At 44.2% G+C, this 16,427-nt stretch carries 18 protein-coding genes; 9 read left to right on the top strand and 9 right to left on the bottom strand.

The window, feature by feature from the left end:
- Nucleotides 1-44 precede the first annotated feature (44 nt).
- From MSG35_RS00695 to MSG35_RS00685, 3 genes are all read left to right on the top strand, one after another.
- Complete coding sequence (locus MSG35_RS00695; protein WP_248382456.1) at nt 45-497, top strand: GNAT family N-acetyltransferase; 453 nt, start codon at nt 45-47, stop codon at nt 495-497.
- 140 nt (nt 498-637) lie between these two features.
- Entirely contained in the window at nt 638-1,999 is a 1,362-nt protein-coding gene (locus MSG35_RS00690; protein WP_248382455.1) for a DUF1800 domain-containing protein, read from the top strand.
- An 8-nt stretch (nt 2,000-2,007) separates the two neighbouring features.
- Nucleotides 2,008-3,195, top strand: coding sequence for a DUF1501 domain-containing protein (locus tag MSG35_RS00685; protein WP_248382454.1), 1,188 nt, complete (start codon nt 2,008-2,010; stop codon nt 3,193-3,195).
- Between the two features lie 68 nt (nt 3,196-3,263).
- Here the strand turns inward: MSG35_RS00685 and MSG35_RS00680 are convergent, their stop codons facing one another.
- The gene (locus tag MSG35_RS00680; RefSeq protein ID WP_248382453.1) at nt 3,264-3,875 is read right to left on the bottom strand and encodes a LysE family translocator; all 612 of its coding nucleotides are present in this window, start codon (nt 3,873-3,875) and stop codon (nt 3,264-3,266) included.
- Between the two features lie 102 nt (nt 3,876-3,977).
- Between MSG35_RS00680 and MSG35_RS00675 the strand changes: the two genes are divergently transcribed.
- Nucleotides 3,978-4,877 carry a LysR family transcriptional regulator gene (locus tag MSG35_RS00675; RefSeq protein ID WP_248382452.1) on the top strand — a complete coding sequence of 300 codons (900 nt, stop codon included), beginning with the start codon at nt 3,978-3,980 and terminating at the stop codon, nt 4,875-4,877.
- 50 nt (nt 4,878-4,927) lie between these two features.
- Here the strand turns inward: MSG35_RS00675 and MSG35_RS00670 are convergent, their stop codons facing one another.
- The 6 genes from MSG35_RS00670 to MSG35_RS00645 all read right to left on the bottom strand — a co-directional run bounded on the left by MSG35_RS00670 (nt 4,928) and on the right by MSG35_RS00645 (nt 10,859).
- Entirely contained in the window at nt 4,928-5,872 is a 945-nt protein-coding gene (locus MSG35_RS00670) for an ADP-ribosylglycohydrolase family protein (RefSeq protein WP_248382451.1), read from the bottom strand.
- 192 nt (nt 5,873-6,064) lie between these two features.
- Nucleotides 6,065-6,991: an amino acid ABC transporter permease gene (locus tag MSG35_RS00665; RefSeq protein WP_248382450.1), complete on the bottom strand. Its 927-nt coding sequence runs from the start codon at nt 6,989-6,991 to the stop codon at nt 6,065-6,067.
- 128 nt (nt 6,992-7,119) lie between these two features.
- Nucleotides 7,120-7,929, bottom strand: a complete 810-nt coding sequence (locus MSG35_RS00660; RefSeq protein ID WP_012600468.1) for a transporter substrate-binding domain-containing protein — start codon at nt 7,927-7,929, stop codon at nt 7,120-7,122.
- 12 nt (nt 7,930-7,941) lie between these two features.
- Entirely contained in the window at nt 7,942-8,739 is a 798-nt protein-coding gene (locus MSG35_RS00655; protein ID WP_009845515.1) for an amino acid ABC transporter permease, read from the bottom strand.
- Complete coding sequence (locus MSG35_RS00650; RefSeq protein WP_282449796.1) at nt 8,739-9,485, bottom strand: amino acid ABC transporter ATP-binding protein; 747 nt, start codon at nt 9,483-9,485, stop codon at nt 8,739-8,741. The genes MSG35_RS00655 and MSG35_RS00650 overlap by 1 nt, the downstream gene beginning before the upstream one ends.
- 225 nt (nt 9,486-9,710) lie before the next feature.
- Nucleotides 9,711-10,859 carry an iron-containing alcohol dehydrogenase gene (locus MSG35_RS00645; RefSeq protein ID WP_248382449.1) on the bottom strand — a complete coding sequence of 383 codons (1,149 nt, stop codon included), beginning with the start codon at nt 10,857-10,859 and terminating at the stop codon, nt 9,711-9,713.
- 193 nt (nt 10,860-11,052) lie between these two features.
- Between MSG35_RS00645 and MSG35_RS00640 the strand changes: the two genes are divergently transcribed.
- Entirely contained in the window at nt 11,053-11,937 is an 885-nt protein-coding gene (locus tag MSG35_RS00640) for an AraC family transcriptional regulator (RefSeq protein WP_050646213.1), read from the top strand.
- An 81-nt stretch (nt 11,938-12,018) separates the two neighbouring features.
- Here MSG35_RS00640 and MSG35_RS00635 read toward each other — a convergent pair whose 3' ends face one another.
- Together MSG35_RS00635 and MSG35_RS00630 are read right to left on the bottom strand one after the other, a co-directional pair.
- Complete coding sequence (locus MSG35_RS00635) at nt 12,019-12,543, bottom strand: hypothetical protein (RefSeq protein ID WP_248382448.1); 525 nt, start codon at nt 12,541-12,543, stop codon at nt 12,019-12,021.
- Nucleotides 12,544-12,555: 12 nt separating this feature from the next.
- Complete coding sequence (locus MSG35_RS00630) at nt 12,556-12,990, bottom strand: hypothetical protein (protein WP_248382447.1); 435 nt, start codon at nt 12,988-12,990, stop codon at nt 12,556-12,558.
- Nucleotides 12,991-13,771: 781 nt separating this feature from the next.
- Here MSG35_RS00630 and MSG35_RS00625 point away from each other — a divergent pair.
- The 4 genes from MSG35_RS00625 to MSG35_RS00610 all read left to right on the top strand — a co-directional run bounded on the left by MSG35_RS00625 (nt 13,772) and on the right by MSG35_RS00610 (nt 16,416).
- Nucleotides 13,772-15,019: a RidA family protein gene (locus MSG35_RS00625; protein WP_050651724.1), complete on the top strand. Its 1,248-nt coding sequence runs from the start codon at nt 13,772-13,774 to the stop codon at nt 15,017-15,019.
- A 213-nt stretch (nt 15,020-15,232) separates the two neighbouring features.
- Nucleotides 15,233-15,589: a hypothetical protein gene (locus MSG35_RS00620; RefSeq protein ID WP_248382446.1), complete on the top strand. Its 357-nt coding sequence runs from the start codon at nt 15,233-15,235 to the stop codon at nt 15,587-15,589.
- Between the two features lie 94 nt (nt 15,590-15,683).
- Nucleotides 15,684-15,833 (top strand): hypothetical protein, encoded by a 150-nt coding sequence (locus MSG35_RS00615; protein WP_248382445.1) that lies wholly within the window; start codon nt 15,684-15,686, stop codon nt 15,831-15,833.
- A 118-nt stretch (nt 15,834-15,951) separates the two neighbouring features.
- Nucleotides 15,952-16,416 carry an acyltransferase gene (locus MSG35_RS00610; protein ID WP_050620653.1) on the top strand — a complete coding sequence of 155 codons (465 nt, stop codon included), beginning with the start codon at nt 15,952-15,954 and terminating at the stop codon, nt 16,414-16,416.
- Nucleotides 16,417-16,427 lie beyond the last annotated feature (11 nt).

Raw genomic sequence — 16,427 nt, 5'->3', positions numbered from 1 at the left:
TTGATAACTAAACCCGGTAGAAAAGTAACAGGAATCAACATTATATGGACATGGTTAAAGCTGCTCTTTCGTATTCAACAAGACCTGCTCAGTCATCAGATTATGAATTTCTGTTTGAGCTTAAGAAGGCCGCTGAGTTTGAACCTATCAAGGCCGTATTTGGCTGGGATGAGCAGGTTCAACGAGATATACACGCCGAAGAGTGGGCAGAAGAACGGCCTGAAATCATTGAATATCAAGGCAAAGCGATTGGCAGTGTATTGTTGCAAGACAAAGGCGAACATTTCTATTTTTGTCGATTCTTCTTACTGCCTGAGTATCATGGAAAGGGTATTGGCAGCCAAGTATTGAAAGATTGCTTAACTAAGGCTGACAGCCTCAATAAACCAGTCGAACTTTGTTACCTGCAAGGTAATCGAGTTGGGGAGTTGTACTTGAGGTTTGGGTTTGAAATCACCTCGCAAAACGACCAGTTTGTCTATATGTGGCGTAAATAGACATTCATTCAAAATGATCACACCGTGTCTGTAACTTGATAGGCACCTGACACCCATCTAACGTAAAACCTTGTAAAGCTCCCTATGCTTAATGACTAAGCGATTACACTTAGTAAAGATCGAGCGTAAGGGAGTGTGCAATGAATTATTACCCGACTTCAAAAATCGTGGGTGAACAAAGGTTTGGTTTTGGGCCGAAACTAGGTCAAACAACCTATTATTCTCCTGTAGAACAGTTGGATAAAAAGCCATTCGTTCACCAAGCCATACAAGACTTACCGAGTACCGAATCTACTCTGATTAAAGTAGGAGAGAATCGTGTACAGCGAATGAAGGCCAAGGGTGACGAACAACAGATGCAAGCCACGAAGAAAGAAGCGCAGTCTTTCCTTCGAACGCAGTATCGACAACAAGCTCAAGCTCGCCACCTGCAAAGCGTTGATACCCCTTATGGTTTTCAAGAGCGCATCATTCAGTTTTGGAGCAATCACTTCGCCATCTCGGTCGATAATCGAAAACTGATGCCCTTAGCGGCAAGTATAGAAAACGATGTGGTTCGTCAGCATTGGAATGGTAACTTTGGCGAGATGCTGATGGCTTCTTCTAAACATCCTGCGATGCTTCTGTATCTCGATAATCAACTCTCGATTGGTCCCAATTCAAAAGTCGGAAAGCGCCGTAATAAAGGGCTCAATGAGAACCTCGCTCGTGAGATTTTAGAACTTCACACTCTTGGCGTTGATGGTTCTTACACTCAGCAAGATGTTATTGCTTTAGCAAAAGCCATTTCAGGCTGGGGCATTACATTCAAATCTCCTGATGCTGGTTTTCGATTTGCTAATAACCTGCATGAGCCGGGAAGTATCACACTGCTTGGCAAGTCCTATTCTCAATCAGGCGTCTCGCAAGGAGAGTCGTGTCTGCAAACCTTAGCGACTCACAAAGACACTGCTACACACTTGGTTGGCAAGCTTTGCCAGCATTTCATTGGCGACACACCTAAAGAACTCTCAGAGCAATTGGTTGCTGAATATCTGAAAGGCGAGGGGAATTTACTGCCTATTTATCGACTGTTATTGAACAGCGCTGAGGCGAGTAAACCTAACCCCAATCGTTTTAGACCGCCGAAGGAGTGGCTGTTTGCCGTCCTTCGTAGTGCCGATATTTCTTTAAACGAGAAACAGGCATTCAATGCTCTCAACAATTTAGGGCAGCCTCCTTTTAAACCGGGTTCACCAGCAGGCTGGTCGGATCAAGACAGAGACTACAATAGCCCTTCGGCGTTGACTCAACGTATGCAAGTTGCGAATAGGCTTGCATCTGCTGCAATAAAATCGGCTAAAGCGTCGGGAGTTAAACCGAAAGCGGTAGTGGATAAAGTGATCGCGGGTTTATATGGCGATGCTATTGATGAACACACCCAAATTGTATTGAACAAAGCCGACAGCGCTGCAATGCAACTTTCCCTGTTGTGGCTAAGCCCGCAGTTTCAATATCGTTAGGAGTGGGTATGAAAAAGCAAGATTGTTCTCAGAATAAAGCGCCACATAGTATTAACCGCCGCCAGTTCATGGGCATTGCGGCGGCTGTTGGCGTCAGTGCGATGTTGCCATTTCCAAGCTTTGCCAAAACAGGTTCAGACAATATCTTCATTTGGGTATCACTGCGTGGCGCGATGGATGGCTTAAATGTTGTAGTGCCGCATGCCGATCCGGATTACTCTAATTTGAGACCTAACATCGGATTGAAACCCGATCAGCTATTGAAGTTAGATAACTTCTTTGGGCTTCATCCATCTCTAAAGCAGTGCCATCAATGGTATGAGAGTAACGAACTCAGCTTTGTACACGCTTGTTCAACCGCTTATCGTGAACGTTCACATTTTGATGGACAGAAGATATTAGAGAACGGCACTTCCGACCCGTTTAACACCGTAGGATGGATTAACCGTTTACTCACGTTGAGCTCAGAAAAATACGATGGAATAGCGATTGATTCGGGCTTACCACTCATCATGCAGGGCGAATCGACCGTGGCAAGTTGGTACCCAAACCGCTTAAAAACACGCGATAAACAAACAGAACTGCTGGAAGAGCTGTTTCAAAGTGATCAAATGCTGTCTTCAAACTTTGAAAGTGTCATGAAGATAGATCAATTGGTGGGAGACCAAGGTGTCGGCAAACAGTTTAAATCACTGATGGGCAAAACAGGCGATATCTTATCGGCTGATAACGGACCAAACATCGCAGCGTTAGAACTCGGTGGATGGGACACTCACGCCAATCAAGGCAGCGTAAATGGACGGTTGAGTAATCAACTTAAAACTTTGGATGTTGGGTTAGCGGCTCTCAAGGCTTCACTAGGTGGTCGTTGGCAGAAGACAGTGATCATCGCGGCCAGTGAATTTGGTCGAACAGCAAAAGAAAACGGCACTAAAGGCACCGACCATGGCACTGGCAACGTTATGTTTATTGCGGGTGGTGCGCTGCCATCGTTGAAAGGAGCGGGTGGTAAGGTTATTGCCAACTGGCCGGGCTTGAGCCAAAGCCAGCTATATGAAGGCCGAGACCTTAGTCCAACGACTGATATGCGTTCGGTTATCAAGGGCGTGCTCAACCAACATTTATCGGTAGAAGTGAAACAACTCAACACTATCTTCCCTGATAGTGCCGATATTAGACCGATGAATCTTGTTTAGAGGTTTACCAAGATCCAGTTAGGTGCGATTCAGTCCTTTGAATCGCTTTCTATTTGTGACTCGCTTGTTTACGATTTAATCGCCAACAGTGCTCCGAAAGTCACTAAGCCAAATCCACATGCTTGATTGAGTCTTTTCTTTGCTCTCAATAGATGCTTTTGCAATGTATTCGAAGTAAACAGCATAGCGACAATTCCAAACCATAAGCCGTGAAGAACGATCATATAAAGCCCATAGCCGAGTGCGACATGCTGGTTTTCTGCATCAGGTGAGATGACTTGGCTGAAGATGCTCAAGAAGAACAACATGGTTTTTGGGTTGAGCACGTTACATAAAAATCCTTGGGCTAAATAGCGCCAAACACTGGTGCTTTGCTTTGCATCTTCCATAGGTGCAAGCTTGTTGTCCGCACTCAAGATACCATTTAGCCCTAGATAAATAAGGTAGGCTGCGCCTGCGTATCTGATCATATCAAACAGCTGCTCATTCTGTGAGATTAAGTAACTGATCCCAAGCATTGAGTAACTGATGTGAACACAAATGGCTAAACTCACACCTATTGCAGTCCAAATCCCTGCTTGTCTTCCTTGATTGACACTGTTTTTCAAAACTAAAACGAAATCAGCTCCTGGACTAATAACAATCAATAGTCCCAATACTGCTAGGCTTAACCACTCCATAATGACTCCAACTCTTTATATTTGATGAGCCAGCATTGTATGGTTTTTTATTGCTGCCTATAATCGAAATGAATTCTATCTATCTGTGAGAAAAAATCACACATGAGACATTTGAAAGCATTCCATATTTTCCACGTAGCAGCGCATTCGAGCAGTTACAGTGAAGCGGCGGATAAACTCAATATCACACATGGCGCGGTGAGTAAGCAGATCAAGGTATTGGAAAATCACTTGTCCCAAGTTTTGTTCTATAAACAGGGCAGGAATGTGTGTCTCACCAAAGAAGGGGAATTACTAAAAGGTTACACAGAGCAAGCGTTCCAAGCATTGGAAACTGGAGTCCATAAGCTTAATCAGCTGAATCATCAAGCGTTAGAAGTTTCATGCGAACCCACATTGACCATGCGTTGGCTAATGCCTCGACTAGGTGATTTCTATAACGAGTCCGGAATTGATGTTCGATTGTCTACCGCAGGTGGGCCTGTGACATTAGGCGCAACTGGATTAGATATGGCCATTCGCCGAGACGACTTCAACGTAACCGAGCATTACAAACAGATACCGTTAGTCGAAGAATGGGTTGGCCCTGTGTTTTCGCCTGATTATTGGCAACAGGTCAAAGACAAGTTAGCCGATGTAAAATTACTGCACAGCAGCACGCGACCAAATGCTTGGAGCCACTGGGCATCCATCACCAAAGATAGTGGATTTGATCGCCGAATGGTGCCGCAAGCTATTTCAAACCAAACCTTTGCTCACTTCTATTTTTGCTTTCAAGCGGCCGTTGATGGGCTAGGAGCGGCTCTTGGTTCTTATCCATTAGTGGTTGATGATTTGAATAGAGGCAACTTAATCGCACCGTTTGGCTTTGTGCCTTCCGGTCATCAGTACATATTGCTCACAAAAGATGACAAGCGCGATGAGCCAGAAAGCCCATTTGTGGTTTGGCTGAAGAATGAGTTATCGCAGTGTGTTCCAGCCTATAGGAACAACAACCGCTGAACTAGAAGTGTGCTTGTCTTATGTCAGACTCTAGTTCGTTATTGTGGGAATCACTCAATAGGCAAAGACAGCACACCGCCATTGAGTTTGACTTGTTTTAGCCATTCGGTTGGAATCGCTCCGTCTTCTTCGTAGAAACATGCCGCTAATACCGCGCCAATCACAATCGCACGCCCGCAGCTGTCACCGCCACATAAGATATTGTCTCGAATACCTTGTTTATAGCTCTGAGCACCCGCAATGATGCGAATCAGCAAGGGAAATGCGGCACTCAGTTCACAATGCAATCCGAACTTCTTCGCGGCATCTGTAATCGAAAGCTCAGGCTCAGCCAATGCTTCATCGATTTGATCGTGTATAAACTTGCTGCAAGTTTGTCGCACCATTTCTACCGATTGTAGTGGCGAGTTGCCTTGAATTGCCGCTTGAACCAATAGGGTGATGGCTTGCGCCCACTCTACTGCTTTGTCGTTATTGTTAGTGACTCGCACCGCACTCTCTACCATGGCTGGCAAAGTGTGAGAGGTGTAAGTACACGCCACCAATGGGATAATCTTTGAGACTGCGGGAAGTTGTGTATCGTCTGCGCCACAGGCAGTAATCGGGGCGTCCTCTAGTTCTAATTGATGGATGTTCAGCAAGCTCATGCGCGTCGCTTTATCAATGTAGCCTTGCCAACTGCCGCCAAAATCAAACCAGAAGCGGAAGTGTTTGATGTAGCTCGCTTCGTCGTATTGTTGGTTGTCGACTAAGCTGTCGACCATCGCCAATAACTGAGCACCATATTGCGATTGCTCGCCTGCGGTTTTACCTTGGTGCGCAAAGTAGCCTTTGTCTTGATAATCGAACTGATTCGGTGAGCGAAATTCTGGCTCAAAACCCGCTACGTGTAAGATCCTCTCTTGGTCATACAGCCAGTGCAGCCCCATTGAAGCGGCGTCTCCAACCAATGCGCCGACAACGGCGTAAAAAGCTCTTTCTTTATGATTGTCCATGTTGAGCGATGTCCTTGAGAAGAATCAACGTAGTTCGATACGTTAAGTATAGTGATTAGACGAGTATTTTGCTGTGTTTCTAAGAATAAATATGAAGGAATAAATCCTGATTGGTCAATAACTTAAACCAATCAGGTGAAATGGGTAAGGGTGATGAATAGTTGGGCGAGTCGGTACTTCTGATTAATGACGTTACTGATGGTTAAGGTAAGCACTGGAACGTTGCTCAATCACTTTGAACAGACGTGAAAGCACAAAGCATAAAGCAAAATATACGAAGCCTACAATCAGCCAGATCTCGAAGATCAAACCTGAGGAGTTTGCCATTTCAGTTCCAACAAACGTCATCTCTTGGATGGAAATCAGAGACACAATCGAAGTGTCTTTAACCAAGGAGATTGCTTGGCCAGCCAATGGTGGTGTGATGGCTGTTAATACTTGCGGGCCAACCACAAATCGATACTTAGACAATGCCGATAAGCCGAGCGAGTCAGCCGCTTCCCATTGGCCTTTAGGAATACCTTCTAAACCAGCTCGAATCACTTCCGCAATATAAGCAGAAGAGAGCAAGCCAATACAAATAACACCAGACGCTAAGTTTTCCCAAAGGTTAGCTGGGCCGAACAGGAAACCTTGAACTGCATTAATCTCGCCATTGTGTTCACGTAAGATACTTTCTAAACCAAGTAATGGAATCAGTTGGTTAGAAACAAAGAAATAGAAGATGAAGACAAATACCAATGGCGGAATATTTCGAACCAACTGGATAAAAATCAGTGCCGGCGTTCTGAAGAAAGCGATTTTGGAGTGCCTTGCGACGCCAAGTAATGTCCCAAAAGAGAGTGCTAACACCATGCTCCAGACACTCAAGCGCAGTGTAGCGATCAAGCCTTGGAAAAAGTAGGGAATACTGCCTTGAGAAGGTGGAATGAAAATCAGGGTAAACGCATCTTCCCAGCGCCACTGGTAGTTAATACCAACAGCGGAACGATAATAAAGCCAGCCTGCAAACACACAAATGACAGCGAGTAACAAGCCATCTAAAAGGTTAAGGCGTTGATACCAAGGCTTCATATGAACGTTGGGCTTAGGTGTTGTTAATGCGCTAGTACTACTCACGTCATTCCTGTTTAAACGATAATAATTGATGTGTTGTGAGAGGTGGCTATGAGGTTATAGCTATCTCGTTGTTTTTAACAAGGCAGCGCAAACACTGCACTGCCTCGATTCACTAGCAATAGTTTTGATTACTGACCTTGAGCAATCTGGTCTTGCCAATCTAGAGTAGAGAACCAGTACTCGTAACGCTCTTTCAACCAACCGTCTTCAGTACGTGCTTTGATCCATTCGTTGAAGAATTCTGCCTTGTCAGTTTCACCTAGGCGAACTGCAAATGCTTCGTTACCTTTTGATAGACGCTCTTCAAATGGAATAAATAGCGTGTCTGCGTTTTTGATCGTTTCGTGTTCTGGTTTCGGGCTAGACGCGATAACCGCGTGTGCGTTACCGTTCAATACTTCTTGGAATGCTTGAGCATCGTCATCGAACTGCAGAACTTTCGCTTTAGGGAAGGTTTCACGAGCGACTTGAACCGTGAATGCTCCACGACGTGCTGCAATTTTTACGCGGCGAGAATCAAAATCAGAGATCTGAGTAAAGCCTTCCGCTAGCTCTTTATTCGCCGCCAGTTGAACGCCAGAGTGCGAGTAAGGTTCAGTGAACAATACGCTTTTAGCACGAGCTTCAGTGATAGACATACCGCCGATGATCACATCAAATTTCTTCGACAATAGAGAAGGGATAATACCGTCCCATGCCGTAGGAACGAACTCGACTTTCCAACCCGAATCTTCGGCAAGGCGTTTCGCCACGTCGATTTCAAAGCCAACAAGATCGCCTTGTTTGTTACGCATCGCCCAAGGAACAAACGTCGACATACCAACGCGTAGAGAGCCACGTTCGTTGATTTTGTCTAGGTTAGGCGTTTCAGAAGCAAGTGCAGGCAAACTGACGGCAAGCGCAAGTAGGGCTGTAATTGCGGTTTTAAATAGCTTCATGCTGATAAATCCTTATTGTGTTCGCCAGTTAGCTCCGAGCTTATGCTCAAGCCAAGCTGCAACGGCAGAAAGTGAAAGTGTAAGTGCAAGATAAATGATCGCCACAGAGAACCAAATCTCAAATGGCATCGCGGTTTCAGAAACGATGTTTCTGGCTTCTGTTGTTAGGTCAAAGATAGCCATGACACTCACAATCGAAGAGTTTTTGATAAGAGAGATCACTTCGTTAGTCAAAGGTGGCAAGGTGCGTTGCACTACCTGAGGAAGAATCACATCCCAGTAAGTATAGGTCTTTGATAAACCCAAAGATTGAGCTGCTTCAAATTGTCCTCTCGCAATACCATTTAAACCAGCACGGAAGATTTCGGCGGTGTAAGCGCCTTGGAAAAGTGCCAAGGCTAAAACGGCAGTGCTAAAACGATCCAGCCCTAAAACGGGGCCAAACACAAAATAGAGCAAATAAATTTGTACTAATAACGGCGTGTTACGAATTAACTCAACATAGCTGGTGGCTAAGGTGCGTCCAACTACAGAATTTGAGTTTCTCAATAGCGCCGTCGTTAAGCCGATGATCAGTGTCGCGACCAAAGAAATCAGAGAGATATTGATGGTAACCAGTAGCCCTTCAACTAACTCTGCAGGCCACCATTCGCCATCTTCATAGAAAGCAATATAGTCCGGCACGCGCTCCCATTGCCAGCTGTATCCCATGGTTTGTGCGCCAGAATCGAGAATCCAAACAACAGCAGCCACTAGTACAACAATTTGTACTAGAGCGGAAAGGGCGGGTTTAATAATTCGAATCAACATCAATATGTCAGGATCTGATTTAGGAACGCTTGAGTACGTTCATGTTGAGGGTTTTCAAAGAGCGATTGTGGAGTATTCGATTCCACAATTTGTCCTTCATCCATGAAGATAACGCGGTCGGCCACTTGTTTCGCAAAGCCCATTTCGTGGGTGACACACACCATGGTGATGCCTTCGCTCGCCAGTTCAACCATCACATCGAGCACTTCGTTGATCATCTCCGGATCAAGCGCTGAAGTGGGTTCGTCAAACAAGAGTAATTCCGGCTTCATACACAGGGAACGGGCGATAGCCACGCGTTGTTGCTGGCCGCCAGAAAGTTGCACTGGATATTTGTTGGCTTGTTCTGCAATGTGCACACGCTCGAGATAGTGCATTGCTATCTTCTCGGCTTCTTGTTTGCTTTTTTTAAGTGTACGTATTGGAGAAAGAGTTAGGTTCTCAAGCACGGTAAGGTGGGGGAATAAATGAAAGTGCTGAAACACCATTCCGACTTGGCCTGGTGTGCTGAACTTACTCGGGAGTACTTGTTCTAGCACGGAAAGTTCGCCACTTTCGAAAGGTTCTAGCTGATTGATGCAACGGATCAAGGTTGATTTCCCCGAACCAGACGGCCCGCAAATCACCACTATCTCTCCTTGTTCAATACTTAAATCGATATCCTTTAGGGCATGAAAATCACCATACCACTTGTTAAGTGACTTAAACTTAACCATTTCCTTGAGATTGTTCAAATCGTTGTTCATACCTAGTAAAGAGACAGGTTTACCTTAACAATATAGAAATATGATTGCACATAAAATTAGGGACTTATGAGAATTTAATAGCATCTTGTAGGGCAAATTAAAAAGCAGCGCCCAAAATGAACGCTGCTTCTGTTGTACGAAAGAAAAAAGTAATGGGTTCAGTCAGATGTGAATATTCATCTTTGTATGACCACTATCTTTACTTTCTCTCTATTTCCCCGATTCTTAGTGAATCGCAGACTCTAGAATCTCACGTGTTTTCTCAGGTGTGATTGCTTGGTTTTCGCCAAGTTGCAGGTAACCGTGTGATTCAAGTTGAGCGACAACGTTGTCAATCGCCGTTGCTTTGTTTGTTTCGTAGCCGTCGAACATGGTTGCTACGTCTAGGCTGTGGTAGAACGCTTCGATTGCAGCGATTGTGCGTTCTGCTAAATCAGCACCCGCTTCTAGGCCAAATACGTTACGACCCATTTGCTCTAGCTTGCCGCGCTTCACTTCGATTTGGTTACGAAGTAGTGAAGGTTGAACAATCGCAAGTGAGCGTGCGTGGTCTACGTGCCATAGTGCAGTGAATTCGTGGCCAATCATGTGAGTTGCCCAATCTTGAGGAACACCCGTACCAATCAGGCCGTTAAGCGCTTGGTTTGCTGTCCACATTAGGTTTGCACGCCATGCATCGTTGTCACGCTCGTCGTATTGCTTACCCAGTACAAGTAGGTTCTTAAGCAGTGTTTCCGCGTAACCGTCTTGAACCATCGCGTCTGTTGGCATCGTGATGTATTGCTCACATACGTGAACCCACGCATCAACTAAACCATTGATAAGTTGGCGTTCAGGCAGAGACTTCATTACGTCTGGGTCCATAACCGCAAACTTAGGCTGTACTGCAGGGTTAAGGAAAGCAAGCTTCTCCTGAGTCGCTTTACGCGTGATTACCGCACCCATGTTAGATTCAGAACCCGTCGCAGGAAGTGTCAGTACCGCACCGATTGGCGTCGCTTCGGTTACTTGGTGTTGGCCCGTTAGAATGTCCCAACCGTCGCCGTCGTATTTAGCCGCTGCAGCAACGTACTTAGAACCGTCGATTACTGAACCACCGCCAACAGCGATAATGAACTCTACGTTTTCTTCTTTAACAAGAGCGACTGCTTTGTCTAGCGTCTCTTTGGTTGGGTTTGCTTCAACGCCAGAGAACTCAATCCAAGAGTGATCTTTTAAAGATTCTACAACTTGGTCGTAAACACCGTTGCTCTTGATCGAACCGCCACCGTAGATGACCAGTACTTTCTTTGAAGTATCAACCGCTTGGCTGATAGCGTTGATTTGGCCTTGGCCGAAATGGATAACAGTAGGGTTAACGTAAGTAAATTGCATCAGAGATTCCTTGTGTAAAGCGAAATTTGTTATTTTGGTTTATTGCTCAATTTCTATATTTGCATATTAGTACAGTAATCTAGGTCAATGAAGAGCTGTTCCTCCAAATAAATTGCCTATTTCTACAAACTTGATATTCTTCCTCTGCTTTAGCTTACTTACTCTTAGCACTTGGAATGGAAAGTCGCCACTTATGAAAACACTCGCACATTTATTACAGTCTTATGTAGAACATAAAGGTTGGGATGATCTCGAAGGGATCAGAGAAACTGAAATTAGCGGTGTGTGGTTGTATAGAAGCAGTGGCGGGAATCAGCGTCAGCCATTTACTTACCAGTCTGGCATTATCATGCTCGGACAGGGCAAAAAGAACATCTACATTGGCGAAAGGCCAGTGACTTACGCTGCGGGTGATTATCTTGTGGTGGGTGTGCCAATGCCGCTAGAGTGCGAAGCCTTGCCTGTTAATGGTGAGCCATTGCTTGGCTTGTCGATTAGCATTGATTCTCAACGCTTGCATAGCTTAGTCAAAAAGCTCGAAGACCAGGGCTTTCTAGAGAGCTACTGCAACAAGCACAAACAGAACTCGAGTGGCTTAGAATCGACGCCAATGGAAGAGCAAATGCTAGAGAGCTTTACCCGATTGGTGAAAACGCTGCATTGTGACATTGAAGCCAATATATTGGGTGATGCCATGGTGACAGAGATTGTCTACCGCGCATTAACTGGCTCAGAAGGGCGCGTGCTGTTTGATTTAGCTCATCATGATGGCCATTACGCACGTGTCGCCAAAGCGCTTTCTAAAGTGCATGAAGAGTACGACCAAACCATCACTGTTCAATCGCTTGCCGACGAAGCCAACATGAGTGTGTCTGCCTTCCACAATGCATTCCGTAATGTCACCTTTGAATCACCTCTTCAATACTTGAAGAAGGTTAGACTTAATAAAGCCAAAGAGCTGATTCAACTAGAAGGCCTGAGAATCAGCGATGCTGCACGTCGAGTCGGCTATTCGAGCCCATCCCAATTCAGTCGCGAATTTAAGCGCCACTTCAATACGACTCCAAGAGCGGTTTAGTTCGTTATATTGTTGATTGGCCGGAGAAAGTAGAAGGCTTCACTGCACTAACGAGTTTGTTTAGCCCCATAAAATCAATCGCTAGAATGCCATACCAATAGACACGTTAAACGTATCCTCATCAATGTCGAACTTTAGCGGCTCGCCGTTCACTTCCCCGCTGTCCACTTGATAGTTTCTCCATTCCATTTTGAGCTCTGCAAATTTCCATTTAGTCGATACACCGAGGGCGTTGAAATAGGTTGCGTCAGGGTTGGCCGCATCATCAGCCCTATCGCTGAGCTGAGCGCCACCTATGCCGAAATTATAATAAGGGCGAACCGTGATGCGTTTAAGCGGGAAGCTGTAACCTGCGCCGACCTTTACAAACGCCATGCCGTCACTGATCGCGTCTTCGTTAATGTCTTCCAGCATGTCATCGCGATTTCTGTGCTGGTACTCACCACCAATCTCAAATATGTCACCACGAAACATCAGGTCGACGTATTGAGATGAGAGTTTATCACCCTCCTGATACCCCAAGCCGAACGCAATATCAGCCATAGAGGGAGCGGAAAACCCTGCCAATAGAGCAGCTAACACTCTTGTTTTAAGGCGCTTTGTCATTGCCGAATCTCCTTAGTTCAGGGCGTTGTATTTCTTATCAATCATGCAGTTTCTCAACACCGTCGCATACATGGCTTTGTTATCTTCTTCGGCCTGAGCCCCTGCTCGTCGGCCGCTAACTCTGCCGGATACCACACCAATCGCCGCGCCAGTCTTGGCTGCGTCAGAGCCAGAGCCACCAGAGATAGCGCCAGCCGCCGCGCCAGCCGCCGCCCCTTTCGCTGCGCCTTTTACGCCGCTTCCTTTCTTGGTGTCTGTAGGTGCTGTCAGCGTTGACTCAGCAACACCTTGGCATGTTGCAAGTTCTTGCTGAGCAACCTCAAGGGTCACGTTGTCGTAATTGAATGAAATGTGAGTGGTTGGGTCTGTGATGTAGCCACCATTAGCAAGAGCAGAGAGGGAGGTCATGACTAGGCTCAGGCCTAACAGTTTTGTTCTTTTGTTCACTTTCTAATCCTCAAGTTGATTAAACACATTCGTTTAATCATTGATATTGAACTCTCTTCGAGGTCGACAAATAGATTTAAACGTAATGAAGCGATAAGTGATCTTCATGTTGCGTGCATACTATCTTGGTGGGCATATGTTGGATAATGACCTTGAAACATAAGAGTTATTTGTCTGATGCATAACATGTTTCAGCTATGAGCTATTTACTCAGGCTGTTGTGGAGAGAGCGGGCTTAGAAAAGGGACAACTTATGAGAACATCACTCCCTTGTTAATCAAGATGAGCAAATGTATTGAATTGTAGGTAACTTCAGTATGTTGGTATTTGAATTTCTAATTTATTATTAATGTATTTATATAGTCAAAGCGCTCTAAAATAATTAGTTATTTAGGTTAAGACTTTATGCACGTATATAAGAATAAAAATCAAACAATACAGTCAGTAAGCGGTTTCTAAGAACTTTAGTGTGAACGACCTATCAAATTCTTTCTAAATTACTAAAATTATTCCTCAGTCTGTCTGAGATAGTATTCATGATTGTTGAATATATCTGAAAATAGAAAGAATTTATTACTCGGTTAGCGTTCATATTGCGGATAATTAGTCGTGTTGTGACTAATTATTCTGTAACGTGCTGATTTATAGTTAAGTGATAGCCTGACGGTTATCACGTTTCTCCTAAAACAATTAAACTAACATGGCGCTACTTTAATCATTCTTCAAAATACGATTGTTAAATATAAATACGTATACCTATTTTATTAAAAGGATAATACCGATGAGTAGCGATATCATTAAAATTTCAAGAAACACTGAAAACGCACCAATTAATTCTGTATCTACACAAACGGTCGCTTTTTCTCATTATAATAACTTTTCTGCTCAACTTCCGATTGACCCTAAAACGGGTGAAATAGTCGTCGGTGATATTAAAGATCAAGCCGAACAATGTTTGAATAATATTAAATCGATTGTTGAAAGCATCGACCATGTTATGGATGATGTCGTGAAGATTAATGTTTTCGTTAAGAATATTTCTGATATCGATGCTATTGATGAAGTTTACAAAAGCTTCTTCCACAACAGCCTGCCAACACGCAATGTCGTGGGTGTCGCTGCACTGCCAAACAGCGATGCGCTGGTTCAAATGGATGCTCTCATTTCTAACGGTGAAGGCACTAAACCACAAGCACCTTGCGCACTAGTTAAGGTATCAAGAAATACGGATAATGCACCTCAAAGTACTGTGTCCACGCAGACTGCAGCCTTTTCTCACTACAACAATCTTTCAGCTCAGTTGCCTATAGATGTAACCACAGGTGAGTTGGTTGATGGTGGTATCGAATCGCAAACAGCACAATGTCTATCAAACATCAAAGCTATTTTAGAAAGTATCGGTCATGTCATGAATGATGTGGTTAAAACGACTATCTACCTAAAAAATATCGCAGACGCGGAAGTGGTAAATGAAGTATGTGCTAAATTCTTCCCAAGCTATGTTCCTGCTCGTACCGTTGTTAATGCCGCTGAATTACCAATGGGTGCTTTAATTCAAATTGATACATCCGTTTCACATGGCGACGGTACACCGCCACAATTACCTGAAGACACTCGTTTACTGGTCATAGAAGCCAATAATACCGATGCTGCACCATTTATGCCTTATTCGCACACAGTAGCTTTCTCTCACTACAATCATATTTCAGGACAATTACCTTTAGATCCGAAAACAAATGAAATTGTTGCTGGTGGTGTAAAAGAACAAGCTGAACAATGCTTAAATAATATTAAGGCGATAATTGAAAGCGTTGACCATAGCATGGACGATACGGTGAAAATTAATATTCAACTTAAGGATATTTCAGATATTGATGCGGTAAACGAAATCTACACCACATTCTTTAATGCTGAGCTACCTGCAAGAACGGTAGTCGGGGTTTCAGAAATCCCAATGAATGCTTTAGTACAAATTGATGCTGTCGTTTCTAACTGTGAAGGGACACCTCCACAAGACGTTGTTGCTTAAATCAATTAAACCCCTCTCGATAATATCGATCAGATCTCGGCTTTAACTTCCAAACAGGGAGCAAATTCAACAGGCCGTGATCTGATCCGTTCACCTCATTACTCAAGTCCATCGAAGCGACACACCTAAGCTTATCCCGTAAATATGGTATTTATAAGGTTGAAGTGTTTTAATATGAAAAACAGACGCTTAACGTAATAAAGAAACCCGTTTATGCAATTTCGAGCCATTTTACTGCTATGTCTTACCCTAATAGGGTGTACGTCCAATCAAGAGTTGGTACCCGACCCAACAACCATTACGCTATTTTATGGTGATACATCCATCTCTGCGGGTGTTTTAGAGGATAAAACATTCAATTCAGTCCTCGCCGATAGGGTTGAAAGCGTTACGTTTTCGGGCTCAATATCAAAGAAAGACTCTGGCTACTTTGTCGATATGTTAGTGATTCGAGAAACAAAAGAGCCACGTTCAACACGACAGCTTAACACCTCGCTTCTAATGAAACCGGGAGAGTTAGTCGATGTTGGCGGCGTGAATAACGATGTGTTCAGAGTAATCCTCGAGTAACAAAAATAAAGTGATCAATTAATCTGATTTTTTGCTTTACCTCAACCTAACTTCAAGTCTTAAGCTTCTCTTACTGATTAAGAAGGAGCTTATTATGCAAAATAACTACGTAAAAGAACTCGCCATTAAAACTTACCAAGAAGACCTTCAAAAAGAGTACGTTAGAGCTAAAGCTCAGCCATTCCACGCCCCAAGTTTTATCGGTGGGGTGCTGTTGTCAGTTGTATTGGTAGGACTGTTTTAATTTATGCAGAATCTTTGATCCATTGCCAACTCTCAACACATCTATTTGATGCACTTTAATGCATACGGCACAATCGCTTAGGTTGAATTGTGACGCTAATGTCGAGAGGAAGTGAAGTATGGCAAGTCCAAGAGTATTAAAGTCGCAGATTACTGATATTACCTGTGGCGAGAATGTCACTATCATCGAACCAAGTAACGTTTATGGTTGTGAACTTAAAGATGATGTGTTCGTTGGGCCCTTTGTTGAGATTCAAAAGAACACCGTGATAGGTGCGAGAAGTAAGATTCAATCTCACACCTTTATCTGTGAGTATGTGACCATTGGAAGTGACTGCTTTGTTGGTCACGGAGTCATGTTTGCCAACGACTTATTCAAAGAGGGCAGGCCAGATCCTAATCCTGAAAGCTGGGGTCGTACCTTGATAGCTGATAACGTCACGATCGGTTCTAACGCCACGGTTCTGTCTGTGAGCATTTGTGAAGGTGCAGTAATCGGAGCGGGCAGTGTGGTAACCAAAGACATCACCGAAAAAGGTATCTACGCTGGCAACCCTGCCAAGAAATTAAGAGACTTACCGTAATCCGAATTAAT

This window comes from Vibrio sp. 1CM23M (assembly GCF_023161755.1).
In the GTDB taxonomy this organism is placed as follows: Bacteria; Pseudomonadota; Gammaproteobacteria; order Enterobacterales; family Vibrionaceae; genus Vibrio; species Vibrio coralliirubri.
This window is presented reverse-complemented; position numbering and strand designations above follow the sequence as displayed.

Bases quoted from the DNA above. Each gene is read 5' to 3' on its own strand.
- MSG35_RS00695 (WP_248382456.1), top strand. From the start codon at position 45: ATGGACATGGTTAAAGCTGCTCTTTCGTATTCAACAAGACCTGCTCAG.
- MSG35_RS00690 (WP_248382455.1), top strand. From the start codon at position 638: ATGAATTATTACCCGACTTCAAAAATCGTGGGTGAACAAAGGTTTGGT.
- MSG35_RS00685 (WP_248382454.1), top strand. From the start codon at position 2,008: ATGAAAAAGCAAGATTGTTCTCAGAATAAAGCGCCACATAGTATTAAC.
- MSG35_RS00680 (WP_248382453.1), bottom strand. From the start codon at position 3,875: ATGGAGTGGTTAAGCCTAGCAGTATTGGGACTATTGATTGTTATTAGT.
- MSG35_RS00675 (WP_248382452.1), top strand. From the start codon at position 3,978: ATGAGACATTTGAAAGCATTCCATATTTTCCACGTAGCAGCGCATTCG.
- MSG35_RS00670 (WP_248382451.1), bottom strand. From the start codon at position 5,872: ATGGACAATCATAAAGAAAGAGCTTTTTACGCCGTTGTCGGCGCATTG.
- MSG35_RS00660 (WP_012600468.1), bottom strand. From the start codon at position 7,929: ATGAAGCTATTTAAAACCGCAATTACAGCCCTACTTGCGCTTGCCGTC.
- MSG35_RS00655 (WP_009845515.1), bottom strand. From the start codon at position 8,739: ATGTTGATTCGAATTATTAAACCCGCCCTTTCCGCTCTAGTACAAATT.
- MSG35_RS00650 (WP_282449796.1), bottom strand. From the start codon at position 9,485: ATGAACAACGATTTGAACAATCTCAAGGAAATGGTTAAGTTTAAGTCA.
- MSG35_RS00645 (WP_248382449.1), bottom strand. From the start codon at position 10,859: ATGCAATTTACTTACGTTAACCCTACTGTTATCCATTTCGGCCAAGGC.
- MSG35_RS00640 (WP_050646213.1), top strand. From the start codon at position 11,053: ATGAAAACACTCGCACATTTATTACAGTCTTATGTAGAACATAAAGGT.
- MSG35_RS00635 (WP_248382448.1), bottom strand. From the start codon at position 12,543: ATGACAAAGCGCCTTAAAACAAGAGTGTTAGCTGCTCTATTGGCAGGG.
- MSG35_RS00625 (WP_050651724.1), top strand. From the start codon at position 13,772: ATGAGTAGCGATATCATTAAAATTTCAAGAAACACTGAAAACGCACCA.
- MSG35_RS00620 (WP_248382446.1), top strand. From the start codon at position 15,233: ATGCAATTTCGAGCCATTTTACTGCTATGTCTTACCCTAATAGGGTGT.
- MSG35_RS00615 (WP_248382445.1), top strand. From the start codon at position 15,684: ATGCAAAATAACTACGTAAAAGAACTCGCCATTAAAACTTACCAAGAA.
- MSG35_RS00610 (WP_050620653.1), top strand. From the start codon at position 15,952: ATGGCAAGTCCAAGAGTATTAAAGTCGCAGATTACTGATATTACCTGT.